A 20,374-nucleotide genomic window follows, 5' to 3' on the forward strand; every position below is an offset into this window, starting at 1 on the left:
CGGGCCGGTGGCTTTTCGGCTGTCGCTGTCGGAGGCGGTCGGACGGGGCATTGTGGCGCCGTATCAGGTGCTGTGCCTCGACATCCGCGATCCCGCCCTGTACGCGGCGCTAACGAGCGAGGACACCGGTTCGGACGCGGTGCGTGGGGCGCGGTTGGCGGCTGTGCAGACGGGGCTGATGCGCGCTGCCGTCACGGAGCGCTTCCGTCGCGTACTCAGCTTCCACAGTCGGGTGGGTGAGGCGGAGGCGATGGCGGCCTCGGTGCCGGTGACCGCGGGCCGGCTCGCTGCGGCCGATCCCGACACCTACCCACCCGCGGAGCAGGTGTGGGCGGACTGGCTGTACGGCGAACACGCCCCCGGTCACCGTCGCCAGGTGCTGGATGAATTCGCGTCCGAATTCCTGGGTGGGCCCGCTTTTGAGGGTCGAGAGGTGCGGGCGGAATTGCGTGTGCTTTCTTCCGTTCGTGTTCTCGGGGAAGGCGTTGATACTGCCGAGTGCGACGCGGTCCTTTTCACGGACGCGCGCGGGTCAATGGTCGACATCGTACAGATGGTCGGGCGCGCCCTGCGGCTCAATCCCGATCACGGAAAACTGGCCACCCTGATCGTTCCCGTATTCCTTGGGCCGGACGAAGATCCGAATGAGCTACTCACGTCTGATGCTTACAACAGCCTGAGCAAGATCCTTGGAGCTCTGCGGGCGCACGACTCGGAGCTCATTGACGCGCTCGCGGACCCGCGGGTGCGCAACAGCCGTCCGGCCGCACAGGACGACGGTGAGAGCGGCGAGTTGAGCGAGGGCGAGGAGGGCCAGGACGACATCGACGTCGACGTGGAGCCGGTGTCCGAGCGTGCCGCGGGGGTGCTGCGGTTCAGCGAGGAACGCGACCCCGCCGCGCTCACGCAGTTCGTGCGGCTGCGGGTCATCGACCCCGAGCGGGCCTACTGGCGGCGCGGCATCGAGGCCGCCACACGGTGGCTGCGGGAGACCGGGGAGAGCGAGCTACGGGTGCCGTTCACGTACGTCACGCCGGAGGACTGGGGAGCGTTGGGCGGGCATCCGCTGGGGGTCTTCATCGCGGATCAGCGCCGGTACTACCGCGAGGGCACCCTGGACGCCAAGCGCACGACCGAGCTGCAGAACCTGGGCATGATCTGGTCCGTACACGCCTCCGCGTGGGAAGCCGGCCTGGCCGTCGCCCGCGACTACGCAGCCGTCCACGGGCACTTCCTGCCGCCCACGACCGCCGTGTGGGGCGGAGACGGGTTTCCCATCGGCGTATGGGCCAAAAACATGCGCGCCGGGGCCCGCAGGAGCCGTGAGAACGCCGTACGGCGCGCGAACGGGGAAACGGGCATCTCCAGCGCCGGGGAGCTGTCAGAGAGCCGTATGGAGGCCCTCGCAGAGATCGACCCCGGGTGGGCCCCCGAGGGGTGGGATGTCGCCTGGCAGCGCTCGTATCGGCTGCTGCTCGCGCACGTGAAGGCCGGGGGCGTGCTCCCGGGTGGGCCTGGCGAGGTGATCGCGCAGGGCGAGGACCTCGGGGCATGGGTGGCTGGGCAGCGCGCCGGGTGGGACCGACTGGTGCCGGCACAGCAGTATCTGCTGGAGACCATCGGCCTTGAGCCCGCCGACGAGGACGAAGCGATGGTGCCGACGCGGCGCAGCCAGGATGAGCGGTGGGCAATGAATCTGGTCGCGGTGCGGCAGTTCCGGGACCGCGAAGGACATGTGCGCGTGCCGAGAAAGGCGGTCGAACACGTGGACGGGGTGCCCTACAAGATCGGGTCGTTCCTCGACAACGCCCGGCGCAGGGCAGGGACGATGTCTACCGAGCGGCGCGCGGAACTGGCCGCTCTCGGGCTCGAGTGGGCAGCGCAGGAGGGTGGGGTGTGATGGGGCCGCGCAGGACGTGTCAGGAGCCACGGTCTGGAACCGTCGGTTCAGCCGCCGTGACGTCCGCTCTCGATGTGGTGCTGCGGTGCCGTACGGCGCCGCCCGGGCTAGCGGCCGGGGCCTTCTGCGCTACCTGACGGGACCGTCGAGCCGCAGCTCTACCGGCGTGATCCGGTCGTGCCGGGCTGCCCAGCCCGCGCCGACCCAGTGGTCTTCATGACGGGCGAGGATGACCGCGATGACGCTATGGAATCCCAGCTCCGAGTCGTCGAGGAGTTGCTGGTAGGTGGCGGTGTCGCGGGCGCTGGGGACCGGCCGACCGTTGGGGTGGGTGTGCCATTCACCAACCCAGACACTTCCGTCGGCTGCGAACGCCCGATCAGCGAGGGCTTGGGCGTGCGCCAGGTCGCGGAGGAAATAGGTAGGGGTGCGCACGGCAGCGGGGCCGGGGGTCCCCGCGTGGTGGACGGTGACGGTGTCGTGGCTGTGGTGGCCCAGCAGGATGCCTCCGGTCTCTGTGGTGTGGTCGTCCGTGCGCAGTTCGGTGGTGATGACGTGGGTGGCTGGTGCGGTGAGGTGGACGATGGTGACGGGCCACTGGGTCATGGTGCTTCGCAGGTGGGGCAGCCGGTTCGGGGCGGGGTGGCGTCCAGCCAGCGCACCTCGGCGGTGCAGTCGAGGTCGAACGGTGGGGCCCAGTCGGGTTGGCGGCGCAGACCGAGCAGGGCGTGCTCGCCTGGCAGACGCTGGTCGGGGTGTCCGGCGCGTTCGAGGAGGGTCGCGACGGCGGTCTTGGCCGCGAGGTGAGCGACCAGGTGGAGGTCGGAGCCGACGGCAGTCATGGGGCGGTGCCGGGTGCCGGTGCCGTAGCCGGCGTCCAGGGTGGGTTCGGGGTTGAGGCTGCCGGCCTCGGTGAGGTTCTGGCGCCGGCAGGTGAGGCAGCCGTGCCGGGGCCAGGGGCGCAGTCGGAGGATCTCACCGAGGGCGCCGTCTTCCAGGACGCAGGCGAGAACGGCGGTGAGGCCAGCGCGGCGGGCCAGGTGGCTGGTGACGCGGCGCGGGGCCACCCCGTCTGCTGTGCACACGACGAGGTGAGTGTCCGCGAGGAGGGCCCGGATGCGGTCAGCGTGGTCGATGACGTCCAAGGCCAGGGGGATGACCGTGGTGTCGGGGCGCAGTACGGCGAGTTCCTCGGCGAGGGCGGTGACTTTGTGTCGGCCGGTGTGCTTGCGTGCGCTGGTGTGCCGGACGAGGTTATGCCAGTCGAGCCGGTCGGGGTCGATCAGGGTGAGATGGCCGACGCCATAGCCGGCGAGTGCGTGTGCGGCGGCCGAGCCGATACTCCCCGCTCCGATCAGCATGATCCGCGTGTTCTGCAGTTCCTTTACGGGCCACTGACCGCTGAGTTGCCCAATCCCTGTGCTTTCAGGCTCGGCCGACGCATCGAGGGGCTGAAAGCCCGCACGGGTGACGTGCCAGGCGACAAGGTCGAGCAGACCTCTTTCGGGAAAGGCGCCCTTCACTCCGGGGGCATGGGTGATGGCCACGTAGCCTCCGTCACCCGGCGTCTTGAAACCGCTGGGCACGGCGTCCTTGAACACGTCCAATTTCATGGACGTGCCACGCCGCGCCCGCAGGAGGTACCAGAGCGCGTGGAGTTCGCTCTTGACCTGGTACCAGTAGCCGGTAGGACGGGAGTCGCAGCTGGCGAGCAGGCGGGGGGCGGGCGGCGGCGGGTCGACAGAAATGATGGAGCCGCCGCCCTCGGAGATTCCACCCACCACAGCTAGGTCGTCTGGGTGGCTGATACGCAACGACAGTCGGCCCCACGCGCCCGAGGCGCGGAGTGTGGTCGCGGCGTCCCGCGGGATGAGGATCAGCATGCAAGACCGTCCTGCCCACCGGTGTCCCGTTCAGGGTGGCCAGTGGTGTCCTCGGGTGGCAGGGGCTGGGCCAGGAAGTGGTCGAGGCTGTGGTCGGTGACGATGCCGCTGTCGGTCATCTGCTCGATCGTCTGGTGTTTCATCAGCGCGTACTCGATCCGCCAGCCGGCGGCCTTCAGCAGCAGATCGACAACGGACTCGCGGCCCGTCCATACGTCGTCGCGCAGGAGGCACAGGCTGCCGTCGCCGTTGACGTGCCAGCGATGCTGGGTCCATTCAAATAGTTCGGGCAGCGGGTCGAGGGGTACGAGGCGGGGCGCCACCATGGGGTATGCCTGGCTGTACTCCAGGCGCAGAAGGAGTCCTTCGTCGCCGATCCAGGTGGTGAGGTGCTCAGGCTCGGGCCGGTCGAAAGGCCAGCGGGGCAGCCTGCCTTCCCAGCTTCCTGCTCCGGCGTCGTTCCAGACGAGGTCGCGGAACTGAGCGGTGATCTCCTCGTGGTCGCGGCGCAGCCGGCGTGCTTCACACGCCCACCAGGTGATGGGCGTGCGGTCATTGGGCGTGTGTGCGGTGGTCATCCCTGAGGTGCGTCCTTGATGGGCCGCGGGGTGATGAGCGCAGGCGTCCCGGTGATCAGCGAGGCCGGCTTGGCCGGTGCAGCGGGTGCCGGGAAGTCGTCTCCGAAGATCTTCTGCCACAGTCGCAGCGCGTCGTCGGTGTCGCCCTCGGTCGCCGCCGCGCAGGCCCGCTCAGCGAAGTCTCGGGCTTCCGCGAGCGCCTCGGACAGGCCCGTACGGTCCAGGTCCGGCTGGATCTCTCCGCACAGGCCGGCTGGGTCCCACACACCTTCGTTGACCTGAACCGCGGCGGCGGTGAAGAACGTCTTCAGGCCCTCGGACCGGTTGCCGGACCTGGGCATGCAGTTCAGGGCGAGGACCTCCATGACGAGGGACTTGATGCTCCCCTCGATCGGGACGGTGTGCCGCCACTGCTTGAGCACCCTCACCAACGGCCGGAAGTGCGACCAGGCACGCTGGTGATCGGCCACCTGATCGATAAGGTACTCCGGGTCGGCGGGCACCCACCGGGTGCTAAGCGTCTCTGGGATGAGCAGCGAGCCATCCGCCTGACGCAGCGCGGCCATGACGTCCACGGTGAAGGCCTCCGGGTCGTCCGGGTCGTCGAGGAAGCACTTGACCGCATGGTTGCGCAGCAGAGTGTGCCTCACCACGTTGCCGTGGGTGCCGCTGCTCTGGCTCAGCAGCCGGTTGACCTGGCCGCGGATGTGCTCGAGGGCCTCTTCCGCGCTCGGCCCGTCGCTTCCCCACTCGGGGTGTTCGTCGGGATCGTAGATGGCGATGATGTCCACGTCGTGGATGGGCTTGAGCTGCGTGCTGCGGCTCAGCGAGCCCGAGCCGAATGTCTCCAGGACATCCGGCTCACCGCCGAGGGCGGTCTTGAACAGGTCCCGGCGCTCGCGGGCCAGTCTGGTCTTGTCGATGTCCTCGTTGACGGTCTTCTGCAACGCGTCGAATGCGTCGTCGATCCCCATGGTGGCGTGCCTCCTCGGGCGTTTCGTCCAGCCCGGGTGCACGCCGCGGCCACAGACTCCCGGATCGGGTGCCGCGGCCGCAACAAGCATCGATGGCTGCTCGTCCACCACGGTAAGACCCGCCACTGACAACGCCCCTCGCACCAGAGCTAGTTGATCATCAAGGGCAGTCCGGTCCCGTGCTATCAGGCACGGGGCGCAGCATGCTCCGGCGCCGGGTATGGAACGCTCGCGTCTCTCGACGCAGGATTACGGCAGGATCTTCAGCCGGGTGTCCGAGCCGAGGGGCGGGTTTATATGAGGTGGCTCGGGCAATTGAGGCGGCTGGTGTTCTCCCGGGAGGGCGGCGGCACCGTCCTGATGGCGGCCTCCACCGCCATAGCGCTCGGTGTCGTGCCCGACATCCTGGAGCAGTGGACCAGCCAGCCGTGGGTGTTTGCCCTCGTCTTCGCCGCTGCCCTCGTCCTGGTACTGGCAGGGTGGGTGCTGCAGCGCCCGCGCGGGCTGGGCGTGGTGATCAGCCTGTATCCGGCAGACCGCACGCAGGCCTCGCGGGTCGTTGCCCTCAAGAACGCTTCCCGCCGCACGCACAGCGCGACACTGGTCGTCGACCGCGCGGTCCTGTGGCCCGACGAGCGCTTTGTTCAGGGCCATGCGGAGGTCGTCGACTTCGTCGCCCGGCTCATCGATGCGCAGGTCGAAGAGCTGGAAGCGGCCGGTGGGACGGGGCCCGAGGTCGCACTGTACGTGCTCGCTCACCTGCAGGACGGTTTCCTTCTCGGCCGGCGCCTGGCCGACCATGCCCAACTGTTGCTGGCCGTGATGCATCTGTCGCAGCAGGCCGGGCGCTCGGTGGTCCCTGGAGTCGGCCTGGCCAGTTCGCTGCGTGCCGGGCTCGATCCCCGCCAGCGCGGCCAGGTGAGCCGGCACCTGTCGGCTCCCGCGCCCGGCCGTCCGCAGCTGGTGGAGATCCCCGAGGCAGCCGAACAGCAGCGTCATCGGATCGCGCTGATCGTACGTCTGGCGTCGGCCGGTTCCATGGTCGATGACGCCCGTCACGTGGCGGTAACCGGGCAGGGCGCCTACGGGCCGGGGCGCCACACCGGCTACCGCCTGCCCGCGGACGCGACCGGTGCGAACGGGCCGTGCGGCGCCTACCTCGTCATCGACACCGGAAACGCCTATCTGCCCGATGATTCTGCCCTCTACGCCGCGGTGACCACCTACATCTGGGAGTGCTGGCAGACGGCGCGGCAGGAGTGGGCGCAGCGTCTCGACGAGGCCACCGCTGTGGAGGGGCTGCTGTTCTTCCACGGCCCCCTGCCGATCGCTGTGGCGCTGGGCTGGCTGACGGCCCGCGACCGCCTCATTTTGGTCCCCCACGACCTACACCTGGCGCAGGGCGGTCCGCCGTCAGCGACGGCGGGGTCGTAGAGGCTTGCCGAAGGCTCACGCGTCGATAGTGAACGCCTTCTCGTACACCTGTTGCGCGTTGACGTCCTCGTACACGGTGGTGGGGCGCAGCCGGTTCCACCGGTTGCCCAGCAGCAGGGACAGGCCCTTGGGACCGGCCTGGAAGAGGTGGATCGCGGGGTGTGGGCGGCAGGCACGGCGCAGCAGGTCCCGGATGCCCACGGCCAGGGCGTTGGCCGCCGCGGCGTCCGGGACGGAGTTGTCCTTCGCTCCGACGGGCGGGCGCAGGACCAGCAGCCGGGAGACGGGCACCTGCTGTTCGCGCAGGAAGTCCAGCACGTCCTGCGTCGGGTCCATGGCGACCGCGACGGCCACGGCAAGATCGGGACCGAGATCGAGGAGATGCTCGTCGACGTCCGGCGCCAGCGGCGTCTCGTACGCCTCGGCGGATGACCACAATTGATCGCGCTGGGCCACGGCCAGGTCGACGCCGGTCACCATGCGAAAGGCGGCGCCGACCACGAACGCGGGTGCCAGACGCAGGCTGCCGGTGACAGCAACCGCGGTCGTGCCCGGCGGCATCCGATACGGTGCGGCTTCGATGTCCGCCTGCAGCTGAGCCCAGGTTGCCGGGGCCAGTGGACGCCGCTTCACATACGGTGAGGCGCCCTGGAAGCGATCCACCCAATCCACCGCGTAGTCGGCGTCCTCCGCCATCGGATCCGGCTTCAAGGTGGCCACGGACAGCACCGCACGTGATGAGCCGGCTTCCAGGCGCAGGGACCGGATCGCCTCTCTGACGTCCGCCAGGGACAACCGGCGCTGACCGTCGGCGACTTGGCGCGCGACCCAGTCCGCTCCGGCGTGCATCGCCTCCTCGTCGAAGCGCAGCCCTGCGGCGAACATCAGCATCTGCAGATGCTCATGCAGGTGCATCACGTCCCGCGCCAGGTCGAAGCGCAGCACCTTCAACAGTTCCAGCAGCCTCTCCTCGCTCAGCCCGGCGGCATCGGCCCAACGCGCGCGGGCCTGTCCTTTCTTCGATCTCGGGCCCTGCTGGGCCGCCTTCGGCACAAGCAGTTGGGTGCGGGAATCCCGCTGCGAGATCAGCGGATCCTCGGCGTCCGGGGACCGGTTGCTCAGCAACGCGAGATCGACCGGCGTGCCGTCCTCGGTGAGGTGCTGCCAGGCCTGCGCCAGCTTCCGCAGGATCGACGGGCCACCCTGGTCGCTGAGCTTGAGCAGGTAGTCCTCGTTGACAGGGGTGGAACTGTCTGCGGCGTACTTGACCTGTGTGTAGGTGTGCGGCGGCGTTCTTCGGTAGAGGACGACGTCATCCACGTTTCCCACGCCGTCGACCTCGACTCCGACCGCCACCACGGGGTTCGGTGCGCGCAGCTCCGCATCCCGCACCGCAGTGACACACCCCTGCCACGACACCAGCCACTGATACCGGTCACCGGCGATACGAACCCCCGTCGAACTTGGGGCAGGCAGGTCAGACACCGAACACGATCTCCCACTCAAGCGGCCACACCGCAACCAACAGGACGCTCAGTAGAACATCACCCGCGTGTCCGCTACACCCGCAGACGGCTGTACCGGAAGTCCATCGAGCCCCTGAAGTACAGCCTGCGCCGTCCGCACCAGCACGGAGCGGCGCCGGTGCAGGACCAGGTGGCCACCGCTCTGCCGGAACTGCTACCAGCGGCGCAGGTCCTTGATCAGTTGCTCGTACCATTGCCGACGGTGCTCGTCGGCGTCGGAGGGTTTGCTGCTGAGGGCGACGACCTGGTCGGTGACGTCGTAGGTGAGGCGGTACAGCAGAACCTGGGTGGCGGTTTCGAGCCACTTCTCCGTGCCGCTCGCTGGCGGGGCTGATCCGAGCACGGTGACGAACCAGGTGGGCAGCAGGGCGCGGCTGCGGATTGCGTCGGACAGCCGGCTGCGCAGGACGCCGGTGAGCTGTTTCTCGGCCCTTGTACCCGCTGTCATCACGGCCTGGTTGTCCGTGCGGGTCTTCGCATCGGCGGCCAGGGCGTCCTCGGCTTCTTGGAGGGAGCCTGTCTGGCGATCGAGGCTCTGGCGCAGTTGCCGCTCGCGTGCGAGAGCCTCCTGAAGCTCCTGGGCGGCCTGGGCGTGAGCTCGGGAGCCGTACCGGGTGGCGATCAGCGTGCCCACCGTGTCGATGACGGTGGTGCGGTGCGCCCAGTGTTCTTCGGTGGTTTTGCGGTGATACCGGACCCGTTGCTGGAATGTGGTGCGCTCGAATTCGCTGAGCAGCAGGCGGCGGGCCTGCTGGCCACGCTGGATGCTGCGGGCGAGGCGGCGCTGGTCGTCGGTGAAAGTGTCGAGATCCGCAACCGGGGCCCCGCCGGACGTTTTGAGCAGGCCTTCCAGGAGCCGCACCTGCTGGACCAGGCGCTTGACGGCCTGGTCGGTGTCGTCCACGCGGTCGCGCAGTTCTTCGTCGAGTTCTTCGATCTTGTCGTCGCAGCTGCTGATGCTGTCGCGGAGGCTGCGCAGTTCGTGGTCCAAGTCCTCCGTGTAGCCGAACTTGTCGCGCAGGCGATGCTGTTCGGCTTCCAGGTCGTCCAGCCGGCCATCCAGGTCCCGGATCCGGTGGTCGGCATCCCGCATCCGGCGCTCGACGTCCTCTATCACTTCGCCCCCTGCTGGGTGGTGTCCTCCGAGACCACACCGATAGCGATCCAGCCGATCAGGATCGCGATGATCCACCATGCCGACAGCACGCCCAGGCTCACCAGCGCCACCATCAGGCACAACGCGTGCAGGGCGATCGCGACCGCGCGCTGCTGCTTGTGCCGTTCTGTGGTCACGCTGATCGTCCAGCCGAGCAGCGTGGCGAGCAGGTGCGGGATGAGCAGCACCAGCCACCAAGCGGAATGCCCGAGGACGAACACCGCGCCGATGAGTGCCACGGCCACGGCCGTCTCACCACGCCAGGACCACGTCACGATCTGCTCACTGCGTCGCCGCTGCGGCTCTGCCAGACGGGCCGGCATCGCCCGCTCGAACTCCAACAGCCGCGAGGCACCTGCCGTCAGTTGCTCGTACTGCTCACCGAACGCGGCGTCATCCGGGCCGAGTTGCTTCAGTCGTGCGTGCCGGGCAGCCAGGTCTTTGATCATCGCCTGGTGCTGTTCGTGCAGCTGACGCTCCGATATAGCCACCCTGTCCCCCTCGGTCCGCGAGTGTGGCTACCCATACACCTCCATCCCTCAGACATGCCGCCTGGCGGCTGACCGAAAACGACCTACCTCCCCCTCCCTCTCCCCGGGCCCTGCCGCCTGTCCAGACCGCAGTCCAGATCCTCGGCCTACGTCCTGGCGGGCGGACCCCGCTGCAGACCAGCACTGTCGGATAGACGGAAAGTTGATCACTCGTATCTCTGTGACACCGCGGCCGTCCTTGTCCAGATGCCACGCGAAGTGTCCGAGGCCGTGTGCGCCTAGGCGCCCATGCCCAGGCGGCTGAAGGCCCAGCGCAGCACCTCCTGGTCGACGCGGGGCCGGCCGGTGCGGGCAAGTGCGGTGCGGGTGTGGGCGGTCAGTCTCGCCCAGGCGCGGAAGTTGCCGTGTGCGGCGTGGCTGTCGGCGAAGGCGATGTCGTCGGGGTCGGCGTCGGCCCAGACCGGGTGGAACAGCGGAATGGTCTCGAGGACCTCGCTGGGGGTCAGGCGGGTGACGTGCTGCCAGATGAAGATGCGTGAGGAGAGCATCGCCTCGCGGCGCAGCACGGTGTGGCAGCCCTCGCCGCCGACGAAGATGATGGCGAGTTGGGTAGAGGGTTCGTCCCACAGGTAGCGGAAGTACTCGAAGGCCTCCCCGTTGAGCCACTGGGCCTCGTCCACGAGGAAAGTGCGGGGGTGTTCGGCCAGGGCGGTTTTCAGCAGGCGGTCGAACTCGCTGGGGTGGCCTGGGGGCTGGCCGGGCAGGCCGAGTGCGGTGAACAGTTCGTAGCGCACCGCGCGGGCGGTGGGGCGGGCCCGGAAGGTGATCCTGCGGACGTCCTCGTGCTCGAGGTCGCGCAGGCAGACATTGACCGCGAGGGTCTTGCCGAAGCCGGCACCGCCGTGCAGGCACATCATGGCGCGGGCGGCGACGGTGTCGTTGATGTTCTCCCGGGCGGTGAGCAGGGCGCGGGTGGTGACCACGGACGCATCGGGCAGGTCGACGTACTGGTAGGAGGGCGCGGTCACAAGGCGTCTCCGTCGTCGCGTGCGTCAGGAGCCGCCCCCCGAGGGGGCGGAGTGTCGGGCTCGGGTTCGGGCGGGGCCGGAGCGGGCCGGCCGGGTGTGGTCCGGGCGGTGAGGGAGGGCGGGGTGCGCCAGCCGGCCGGGGGCGCGGCGGGCGGGATGAGGTCCGGCAGAGCCAGCTTCGAGGCGTCGGTGTGCTCGGCCGGCCGCCAGTTCGTGCTCGGCCTGGACGGAGGTGAGCGCTCCCAGCCGCTGTGCCGGTTTGGCGGTGGTGGCGGGGGCGAAGCGCTGCCGGCGCAGTGTCTCGGCCGCCTTCACTTCCGCGCGCAGGCGTCGGGCGCGCTGCGCGCGGGCCGTGCGCACGGCCGCCAGTTGTTCGGGGGTGGCCGCGTCCGCGAGGTGCGCCGGCCCCAGATACCTGCCGTGGGCGTCGCAGACGTCGATCTCGTGGTCGTGATGCGGCATGTAGCGCACGGTGACGGTACGGCCGGCCTGGCCGGTCATCCAGGGCGCGATGTAGGTGCGCCCGCGCCACCGCACACCATGGCTGGACAGCTTCCGTAGTCGGCCGTCGTCCTCGAGGGTGAACGTCCACAGATCGGCGGCGGGAACATCCGTGATGGGGGTCGGATCGGTCTGCCACGCCTCGAGCGGCGTACGGCCGGACAGCGCCCGGGGCCGGTGCTCGGTGTTCCACCAGGCCGTCCAGGCCAGCACCTGCGCGGTGAAGTCCTCAAACGGCAGGACCCCGGACGCCTCCGGGTTGCGGCCCGCCCTTTTGCGTCGCCGGCCGGTACGCAGCTGGGCGGGGGTGAGGGTGTAGCCGGGTAGGACCGCGAACAGCATCCGGTCCACGGCCCGGTTGAGGTTTTCCACCGTGCCCTTGAGATGAGGGCTGTAGGCGGGCAGGTCCTTCACCGTCACGCCCATCGTGCCGAACGCCGCGGTCACGGTGGCCGACAGGAAATCTTTGCCCGGGTCCACCCGCACCTCGTCCGGGGTCCCTCCCGCCGGACCATACGGATCCTCGCGCAGCACGGCGGCACGCAGCGCGGCCAGCACCGAGGCGCGAGACGGAGTACCAGGCGTGATGGCGGTGCCGGTGATGACCTTGGTGGCGGTGTCGATGAACCAGGTCACCCAAGGGCGCACCAGATCGCCGTCAGCATCGACCAGCAGCGGCGCCTGGACGTGATCCGCCTCCCACACGTGATTGCGCCACGAGAGCGCCCGTTTGGCGAAGACGTCGTGCGCGCGGGCCGCGTCCGCTCCCGCGGCAAGCCCGGCCCGCTCCCCCGCAGTGAGATCACGGCGCACTGCGCGCAGGAACGTCGACAGCGACGGCACCGGCTCCAGCAACGGCACCGCCACCGACGGTGCGCCCCCAGGAGGAGCCGCAGAGCCAGGTGCTGTCACCGGTTGCCCGTCATGGCTGCCGGTCTCGGCCCGGGCCACCAACTGGCGGTGCACGGCGGAGGCGTTGCCGTGCCAGTACGCCAGCAGCACCCGGATCTCCCCGAGATCTCGAACCGGCCACCACCGCGCTCCCCCGGGCGCAGCGCGGCCCGCGGCGAGCGGGAAGCCTCCGCCAGCCACCGCCACACCGTCCGCTCCGACCCCCCCAAACACTCCCCGGCCAGCCGCACATGCTCCCGCGACAACCGCCGCTCACCACGCAGCGCCAGCAGCCGACGCACCGCCGGCACCCGCAACGCCCTCAACAACTCCTCCCCCAGCACACCGGCCGGATCCCCCGGCGGCGCCAGCACCTGCCCCTCCACCCCATCCTCCCTTCGGCCTCATCCGCTCGCGTGGAGCGTCGTCTTCTTCCACCCCGACCTCATCCGCCCGTCACCAGCAGGAGCAGGCCTCGTCCACCAGCCCTGCGCGCAGCCGGAGTCACGGGTAGGGGCCCAGACGCGCGCAAGCCTCCTCGATCAGTTCCCCGTCTACCTGCCGTGCGGGGTCGCGCTCACGAGCCGCGTACACATGCGCCGTGATCTTCGCCCAGGTACGGAAATTGCCGCGCGCCCTCTGCTCATCCACCCGCGCCACCTCGTCCGGGTCCGCCTGCGCCCACACTGGATGAAACAAGCTCAGCGTCGGTAGTAGTTGCGACGGCTCGAGCCGGCCGACCTGGTGCCAGGTCAGCACCCGCGAACGCAACGCCGACGCCCGCGCCACCGCGCGTTCGCTTCCCGCCCCGCACAGCACCAGCGCCGCCGCACAGCCCGGCGCATCCCACAACTGCCGCAGATAGTCCAGCAACGGCGGCGTCAGCCGCTGAGCGTCATCGACCACCAGCACTCCCGGCTGAGCCAACGCTCGGACCAGCGCCTGACCGGCCGGCCCGGCCCGGTGCGTCAGCGCCCCCACCGGCAATCCCAGCGCCTCACACAGCGCAGCCCGCAACTGCGGCAGACCAGGCGCGACCCCGGCCACCGCCCGCCACACCGGCACCCGGCCGGGCACAAGGCGCACCGCCTGCTCCACCGCGACCGACTTGCCCAAGCCCGGATCCCCGAACACACAGCACATCCCGCGGGCCGCGACCGTATGCCCCACCGCCTCCACCACCTGGGCCACCTGCCGCGTCGACACCAGCCGCGCCCCCGGCACATACAACCGCACACCACCCACCCGACCCACCGCACCCGCGGCGTCGGCCGCATCTGGCCGGCCCGGCACCGCAGACGTATCACCGGCCGGCTCCTCGACCACCAGCGGACCGCCCGCCCCGTCGGTGAGCCCCAACTCCGCCAGCGCCCGGTCATACGGACTCGGCTCCACCCCCGCACGGGCTCCTGCCGGACGCGCCACCTCCAGCACCCGACCCGCCCCCAGATCCCGCTTGATCACCCGGTGCAACGTCGCAAGCGACGGCCCACACTCCGCACCCCACTCCTCCAACACTCCCTGTTCCTGCGCCTGGAGCATCCTGCGCCGCAACTCCGCGACATTCCCGCCCGCCTCGGCGAGGACCTCCCACCAGGCATCACTCAGCGAAAACCCGTCCTGCCGCGGCCTCGCCTCAACCTGCCCCCGGCGCCCCTGGGCCAGCCACCGCCACACCGTCCGCTCCGACACCCCCGCCAACTCCGCCGCGATCCGCACATGCAGCGTCGACAACACCCCCTGCCCCTCCACCCCAAGAAGGCGCCGCACCACCACACCCCGCGCCAACCGCGCACCACCAGCAGCCCGACCCGCCCCCGCCGAAACCCCCTGCGTCATACGGCCCAGCACAGCCGACCCCGACAGGCCCTCACACAGGAACAGCGAAACCGATGACAGCCACAACCCGACCTGCTAGCCGCCCCACAACAGCTGCTTGGTCACCCCACGACAGCAACCAACGCCCCATCCAGGACCCGCAACCAGGCCACCCACACCGCAATCCCGCTGACGCCCACCCACTGCTCCCCCACCGCCCACTCACACGGGCGGTGCCGCCAGTTGAGGATCGCAGCACGGCCGACACCGGCCATGCGGGCGATCTGGGAGAGGTTCACCTGCGAGTCATTCATGGAGGCCCCCGTCACATGAAGCGGACGCGGGCGACGACGGCCAGGAGCTCGCCGGTGTCGGTTGCGGTGCTGAACTGGACCCCTTGCGATCCGGCGGAACCGGCGTGCACTGATAGAGCTGATCCGGCACGTCACGGCGGACCATACGGGACAATCTTCTTCGGCGGGCGCGGTGCCCGTGTGGGCACGGCACACGGGCGGGGCCATGGAGGACGTACGGGAACTGCTGGCCGAGTACGGCCAGGTCCACAGCGACGAGCTGCCGGAGCAGGACCGCCACCGGCTCCTGGTCGACGTAGTGGCGGCGTTGATCCGGCGTACCGACCCCGATGCGACGCTCGTCTACCGCTCGTCCTACGAGCCGACCGTGTTCTTCGAGCTCGCCGGACGCGACTACGCGATCACGGTGACGACCGCCGTGGGCAAGGCCGTAGCAACCGCGGCCCGCGTCGCGGTGACCGCCCGCGAGCGCGGCCTCGGCGCCGGAGTGCGATGGGTCCTGATCTGCGCGAGGGCCGCAGGCCAGGAGATCGGCGCCGAGATGAGCGCCGTCCTGCGGACGCAGGGCGTCCTCCTGGACCGGGACCATCTCGAGGCCGCCATCTGCGACCTCGCCCCGCTCACGTCCTTGATCCGCGCGGCCTTCCGACCACCGCGGCCACCGCACACCCCGCTGCACGAGCTCCTGCTGCAAGACCCCACGGAGCCTGCCCCGGCGCTGGCCCTGGCGGCCCTCCCGGCCGGGGCCCCGAGCGTGCCGTCCCGAACGCCCGCAGGGATCGACCTCCGCGTCGTCCTGGCCGGCGAGTCCTGGCCGGTGCGCCCGTCCGGAATGGCCTGGGAATCCGCCGAGCGCGCGCTGATCACTACCGAGGCGGGTGTCGCGGAAGTGGACCTGCGGCGGGGCGGGACCAGGTGGCGGCTGCCCCTGCCCGGCGTACACGGCGATGCGGCGGTGCCGTCGGACGGCTCGGTGTGGGTGCTGTGCGGGCCCGCGGTGGTGCAGTGGCACGACGGCGTGCTGCGGGCGGTCGGCGGCGGATTCGAGGCGAACGCCAGCCTGCTGCTCGGCCCCGACTCCAGCGTGTGGGTCCTGTCCGGGTCCGGAGCGACACTGGGCACAGGGGCCGGTTCGACCCTGGCGCTCACGCGGCTCGACGAGCAGGTGGGCGACCAGCAGCGCTTCGCCATCGACTTCGACGCAGCGGTCCGCTCAGCCGCCTGGCTCGGCGAGGGGCGTTTCCTCCTCGCCGCCGGCGGACGCAGCGCCGTGGTCGACCTCGCCGTCAGCACCAGCGCCGGAACGCTCGAGGACTGGATGCTGACCCCGGTGTCCTACCCGGGACATCTCGCGTGCAGCGGCGGCGACACCATCCTGGTAGCGGGGCGGGCCGGTTCGGGCGTCGGCGTGGAACTGCACGCTCTTGACACCGCCGGCCGCACCAGCGACCCGGTAGCCGAGGTACAGCTCGGCGACGTCCTCGGACTCGTCCAGGACCCGGCAGGCGGCCCCGCGTATCTGCTGGGGGTGCGGCCGACGAACGACATCGACGCAGTCCACCCTGTGCTGGTGAAGGTCACCGGTCACGCGGCCGCCGCCTCGTCGGCCGCCGCGGACCCCGATCCGCCGTCCGACGACGCCTACGCCGAGGTACGCCGTCTGGCCCGCGGGGTGAAGAAGGACTACGCCCTGGAGACGTTCCCGCTGCCGGAGGGCCAAGGCGGCATGGGCATCGTCCACGAGGCCGTGCACAAGGCGACGGGGACCGTCGTCGCTTTCAAGAAGCCGCGCTCGCTGCGCGAGAACCTGACCGCGAGGATGCTGCGCGAGATCGAGGTAGCGCAGAGACTCGGCACCAACCGTCACGCGATGCCGGTCCTCGACTTCAGCCCCCGGGCCGAGTGGTTCGTCATGCCGATGGCCCAGAGCACCGCCGAACGCCTCCAGCCCGAACTGCAGCGCGATCCGACCGCGCTGCGGGCCCTGGTCGACGCGGTCGCTTCCGCACTGGCCGATGCCCACCGCCTGGACTACCTGCACCGCGACATCAAGCCCGCCAACATCCTGTTCCTCGACGGCCGCTGGGTCCTCGGGGACTGGGGCATCGTGCGCCGTCCCCGCGGCCAGACCACCAACCCCAAGCGCACCGGCACCGCGATCGGAACCCTCGAGTTCGGCGCCCCTGAACTGTCCACCGATCCCCACAACGCCACGCCCGCCAGCGACATCTACAGCCTGGGCAAGGTCATCGGCTGGCTGCTCACCGGTCTTCCCCCGGAGACGAACGTGCCGCTGCTGCCGTCCGGGCCCTGGCGAGGCGTCGTGCGGCGGTGCACCTACCGTGATCCGCACCAGCGCCCCCAGACCATCGCCGACTTCCACGACGTGGTCGAGCAGGAGACCGCACCGCACATCGATCTGCCCATCGCACGAGCCCAACAGCTCTTGACGGCCGCCCAGGAGGGCGACATCGACGCCGCCCGCCGGCTGCTGGCCCTGGCGGCTGACCACGGCGACGACTACGAGCTCTACCTGGACGTGTTGCCCAACCTGGACATGGAGGCGACCGCGCCACTCCTGCTGGACCACCCCGAGCAGACCCGCACTCTGGTGGAGGCGATGACCGGGCACGTCCGCGGCGACGGAAACGGCCGGCCGCACTCCAACGAGTCCAAGCGGGCCGTCGCCTGGCTGCGCCGCATCGCCAGACGTGCGGCCGAGGAAGAGCAGTGGGACCTCCTGGAGGACGCCGTCCGCGGCATGTGTACCTGGGACGAGGCGTCCAACGAGTTCGACCAGCAGACCGCGACCCGAACCTGGTTGCGCCGCTTGCACGGCCAAGCGGCCCGGATCGTCGCCGGCGCCCTGCAAGACCACCCCGGCAGCGCCCGCTTCTACAGCGAACTCGCAGGCGAACGCGCCGTCGACATGGCCATCCGCAACGCTGTCAACCAGGCGGCCGGCAACTGACCACATACCGTCGGCGACCAGGCGCGCCACCAGGAATCACTACCCCGAGTTGGAGAAGTGCCTGCTGGCGAACCACCCCTGGAACAACCCAGAGGTGATCGCCCACGGGGCGCCGCGGTGTCTTCAGTGGATCGAGGAAAGCGTCACGTCGGAGTCCTAATCCTGCAAGGTGCGGCTGCGCCCGCCTGATCCTGCGCAAGACGTGACCCAGGCATGGTTCGCACGCCTTCACGTGCACTTGGGCAGCCAAAGGATGTCGTTGCGGTATCCCTCGTCGTTGAGATAGACGTCGCTCACGTACACGTTGCGGTTCCCGAGGTCGTCGTCCGTCTTGAGCCAGACCGAGCTCGTGCGGCCGAGGTCCGAGTAGGTGAGGCCGTACGTGTAGCAGAAGAAGTAGCTGGTGCCCGCGTACAGCGTGCCGGCGTGGGATTCGTCGTGCCAGTCGGGTGTCCAGTGGGTCCACTGAGTGCGGATCGTGGTCATGTAAACCAGGGACGCGGACTGCGGCGCCGCGGCCGTCGTCCCGGACGTGGACTGTGCCGAGGCGGCCTGGGTGGCGCCGGTGAGGAGTCCGACCGCGGCCAGCGCGGCGAGGAGTCCGTTGCGCAGAGTACGGGTGGGCATAGCTGGTCCCCCTGGGGTTCGCTGTGCTGCGGTGGTCCGTACGTGCAGACCTGCAACACCGTAGGGCCGCCAGGCCCGCGGCCACTAACGTTTCGAACAGGGTCGAAAGGGTGATGGCCGCGGGCCTAAGCCGTGGCCTTTTCCAGGACGTCACGGGTCGGTGATGTCGCCGCACAGAACGCCGTGCACGAGCCGGCTACTTCGAGGACAAGCTCGAAGAGGTAGCGCGGCGCTGCCACGGAGCGCCGATCGCCTGTGCGCCGAGCCGCACGCTGCCGGAAGCCCTCGTCGAATGCCACTCGTCCAACACCGGACCGGTCCGCTTGTACACGTCGAAGAGCAGAACCATCCGCGGCACGCCGCGCTCACTCGCCGGCGTCCCGCTACGGCCCGAAGACCGCGAGGCCATCAACCAGCTCAGCACCCTGCCCCTCAGCACCCACACCACCCTGCAACGCTGGCTGCGCCACACCGCACGAAACGAACACCGGCAGGGATCACGGCGGAGGACTGAGGTGAGCGACGAATCCGCGCGCGGCAGCGCCCGTACCCCACGCACTGAAGGAGTAGGTCTTGGCGGCCCTCCTCATAACAGCAAACGCGGCACCGCGACAGCCACCTCGTCCGCCGTGAGGAAAGGCCCATGGAACTGCCATGCCCGACACTCGACGAGATGAGACGAGGGGCCCGTAAGGCTGAGTCGTGCGGGCCCCTGCCGCCGCCTCGGTTACCCCGGCAACCCCGCTGGTGGGCGGGCCGCAGCGATCACGAGGCGGGTGTCGGCATTGACGAGGTTGGCCTCGGCTGCGGAGGCGGGCCGGTCATCCCGCCGGTGACGCTGCGGCGGACAGCGCGACAACTCGGGCGCCGGTGTCGACGAGCCGGGTGAGCAGCAACGCCAGCCAGCACAGGAACCGGTGGGCGCGCACGCCGACGTCCCGGGGGATGTGCCCGGCGCGCAGGTCGACGATCTGCCGGAGGGCCGACCATCGCCGGTCGATGTCCTGGAGGTGTAGGTAAGTCGTGGCGATCTCGGCGGCGGTCAAGGCATGGTCCGGGCAGTGCAGGAGGAACTTGCCGTCGGCCCGCTGGTCCCTTCGGACCCGGGCGTGGTCAATGAGGAGCCGTCCGGTCGCGGTCACGCGCAGGTAGCGCGCAAGGTGCGGCTGGCTGGCCAGCCGGGTGCGGACGGCATTCCGCTCCCCTTCGTCGGTCTCGTCGTCACCGGTGAGCAGGTCCTGCAGTTCGGTGAGGATACAAAGACGCGCGTCGCGGTCGAGGGCAGCGAGCACGCGATCGTGGCAGATGACGACCCGGCCGCTAAGCGGGGTGCGCACCTCCTTGATCCGCACGGTAGACGTCAAGTTCCGGTAGCGACCCGGGCGGCCTAGTGCGGCGCTGATGTCGGGTGGTGTGCCGCATCGGGCGTCCGCCCGCACGATGAGGAGGCGTTCCCCTGCGGTCTGCCGAAGTGGCTGGTCTGCCGCCTCGACCGTGTAATCGCTGAGACGGATCACCTCGGTCCCGGATAGGTCCGCAGGAAGGTGTCCGTGCTCGTCGGCTCCGGACATCCAGCAGTACAGAGGGATTCCTTCGCGGGTGATGCCCAGCGTGACGGCGGTGGCGGCCAAGGGGGCCGTACGCCGCCGGGTCTCGAAGTAGAGGTTCGTGGGGTGCAGGACGAGCCGGCTGGTGTCCAGGCCGGCTCGGGCGGCGACGGTCTGGATGATCCGTCTCTCCAGCTCGCCCCGGCTGTCCTGGATATGGTTCAGGACCCGGAGACACGCGCTCTCGTCCACACTGCCGAATCCGTCCTGGTGCAGTTCCCTGCGGATCCAGTCGATGTCGATGAGCCGGGGCGACGGGGCGAGAGCACGGGCGGCGACGAGTGCGAAGAGTCCACGCTCGACAGCCCGCTCGTCGGCAACGAAATCGAGGACCATCCGGTCAAGCTCCAGCGAACGCCACATCTGGTCGAGTCGCTGGATCTCCTCCCGGGCGGTCCCGGCCGGGAAGGCAGCAGGCCTGACCGGTTCTGTCTCGGCCGCCACCAGCTTCGACAGCGACCGGATCAGGCGCAGGATCGCGCCGTGGTCGAGCCTGTCCTCCCTGCCGAAGGTGTACAGCAGCTTGGGCACCGACCGGCCGGCGGCCGGGTCCCACTGATTATGGGCCAGGTGAAGGTAGCGGACGGTACCGGATTTGTTCGTCTTCTTGGTGGTCTTCACATACATGGCTACGACCGTTCGAACGGGCGGGCGGCACGTGGGCGCAGGGAGGCG

At 69.8% G+C, this 20,374-nt stretch carries 14 protein-coding genes and 2 pseudogenes; 3 read left to right on the forward strand and 13 right to left on the reverse strand.

What is annotated here, in order from left to right; translation table 11 throughout:
• The coding region (locus ACZ66S_RS40035) for a helicase associated domain-containing protein (RefSeq protein WP_469906515.1) at positions 1-1,900 on the forward strand (1,900 nt) is incomplete at its 5' end.
• Between the two features lie 129 nt (positions 1,901-2,029).
• Here ACZ66S_RS40035 and ACZ66S_RS40040 read toward each other — a convergent pair.
• The 4 genes from ACZ66S_RS40040 to ACZ66S_RS40055 are packed head-to-tail and all read right to left on the reverse strand — an operon-like array spanning position 2,030 to position 5,335.
• Positions 2,030-2,506 (reverse strand): Mov34/MPN/PAD-1 family protein, encoded by a 477-nt coding sequence (locus tag ACZ66S_RS40040; protein WP_469906516.1) that lies wholly within the window; start codon positions 2,504-2,506, stop codon positions 2,030-2,032.
• Entirely contained in the window at positions 2,503-3,783 is a 1,281-nt protein-coding gene (locus ACZ66S_RS40045; RefSeq protein ID WP_469906517.1) for a HesA/MoeB/ThiF family protein, read from the reverse strand. Before ACZ66S_RS40045 ends, ACZ66S_RS40040 begins: the two co-directional genes overlap by 4 nt.
• Positions 3,777-4,361, reverse strand: coding sequence for a ubiquitin-conjugating enzyme family protein (locus tag ACZ66S_RS40050; protein ID WP_469906518.1), 585 nt, complete (start codon positions 4,359-4,361; stop codon positions 3,777-3,779). The genes ACZ66S_RS40045 and ACZ66S_RS40050 overlap by 7 nt, the downstream gene beginning before the upstream one ends.
• On the reverse strand, positions 4,358-5,335 hold the full coding sequence (locus ACZ66S_RS40055; protein WP_469906519.1) for an SMODS domain-containing nucleotidyltransferase: 978 nt from the start codon (positions 5,333-5,335) through the stop codon (positions 4,358-4,360). The genes ACZ66S_RS40050 and ACZ66S_RS40055 overlap by 4 nt, the downstream gene beginning before the upstream one ends.
• A 297-nt stretch (positions 5,336-5,632) precedes the next feature.
• On the opposite strand from ACZ66S_RS40055, the gene ACZ66S_RS40060 reads away from it, so the two are divergent.
• The gene (locus tag ACZ66S_RS40060; protein WP_469906520.1) at positions 5,633-6,769 is read left to right on the forward strand and encodes a hypothetical protein; all 1,137 of its coding nucleotides are present in this window, start codon (positions 5,633-5,635) and stop codon (positions 6,767-6,769) included.
• A 15-nt stretch (positions 6,770-6,784) separates the two neighbouring features.
• Here the strand turns inward: ACZ66S_RS40060 and ACZ66S_RS40065 are convergent, their stop codons facing one another.
• From ACZ66S_RS40065 to ACZ66S_RS40095, 7 genes and pseudogenes are all read right to left on the reverse strand, one after another.
• A complete protein-coding gene (locus tag ACZ66S_RS40065) occupies positions 6,785-8,254 on the reverse strand; it encodes an SAVED domain-containing protein (RefSeq protein ID WP_469906521.1) in 1,470 nt (489 codons plus the stop codon).
• Between the two features lie 195 nt (positions 8,255-8,449).
• Positions 8,450-9,412 (reverse strand): hypothetical protein, encoded by a 963-nt coding sequence (locus ACZ66S_RS40070; protein WP_469906522.1) that lies wholly within the window; start codon positions 9,410-9,412, stop codon positions 8,450-8,452.
• Positions 9,409-9,942: a hypothetical protein gene (locus tag ACZ66S_RS40075; RefSeq protein WP_469906523.1), complete on the reverse strand. Its 534-nt coding sequence runs from the start codon at positions 9,940-9,942 to the stop codon at positions 9,409-9,411. The genes ACZ66S_RS40070 and ACZ66S_RS40075 overlap by 4 nt, the downstream gene beginning before the upstream one ends.
• Before the next feature lie 278 nt (positions 9,943-10,220).
• Complete coding sequence (locus ACZ66S_RS40080; RefSeq protein WP_469906524.1) at positions 10,221-10,970, reverse strand: AAA family ATPase; 750 nt, start codon at positions 10,968-10,970, stop codon at positions 10,221-10,223.
• Positions 10,967-12,664, reverse strand: a pseudogene (locus tag ACZ66S_RS40085) (Mu transposase C-terminal domain-containing protein). The gene ACZ66S_RS40080 and the pseudogene ACZ66S_RS40085 overlap by 4 nt, the downstream one beginning before the upstream one ends.
• A 202-nt stretch (positions 12,665-12,866) precedes the next feature.
• Entirely contained in the window at positions 12,867-14,099 is a 1,233-nt protein-coding gene (locus ACZ66S_RS40090; protein ID WP_469906525.1) for an AAA family ATPase, read from the reverse strand.
• Between the two features lie 203 nt (positions 14,100-14,302).
• Positions 14,303-14,494, reverse strand: coding sequence for a hypothetical protein (locus tag ACZ66S_RS40095; protein ID WP_469906526.1), 192 nt, complete (start codon positions 14,492-14,494; stop codon positions 14,303-14,305).
• A gap of 205 nt (positions 14,495-14,699) precedes the next feature.
• Between ACZ66S_RS40095 and ACZ66S_RS40100 the strand changes: the two genes are divergently transcribed.
• On the forward strand, positions 14,700-17,465 hold the full coding sequence (locus ACZ66S_RS40100) for a serine/threonine-protein kinase (protein ID WP_469906527.1): 2,766 nt from the start codon (positions 14,700-14,702) through the stop codon (positions 17,463-17,465).
• 228 nt (positions 17,466-17,693) lie between these two features.
• Here the strand turns inward: ACZ66S_RS40100 and ACZ66S_RS40105 are convergent, their stop codons facing one another.
• A complete protein-coding gene (locus tag ACZ66S_RS40105; RefSeq protein WP_469906528.1) occupies positions 17,694-18,092 on the reverse strand; it encodes a hypothetical protein in 399 nt (132 codons plus the stop codon).
• Between the two features lie 2,050 nt (positions 18,093-20,142).
• Positions 20,143-20,326, reverse strand: a pseudogene (locus tag ACZ66S_RS40110) (IS1634 family transposase); the annotation flags it as partial.
• Positions 20,327-20,374: the final 48 nt, after the last annotated feature.

It is taken from the genome of Streptomyces sp. NPDC107471, from assembly GCF_055582845.1.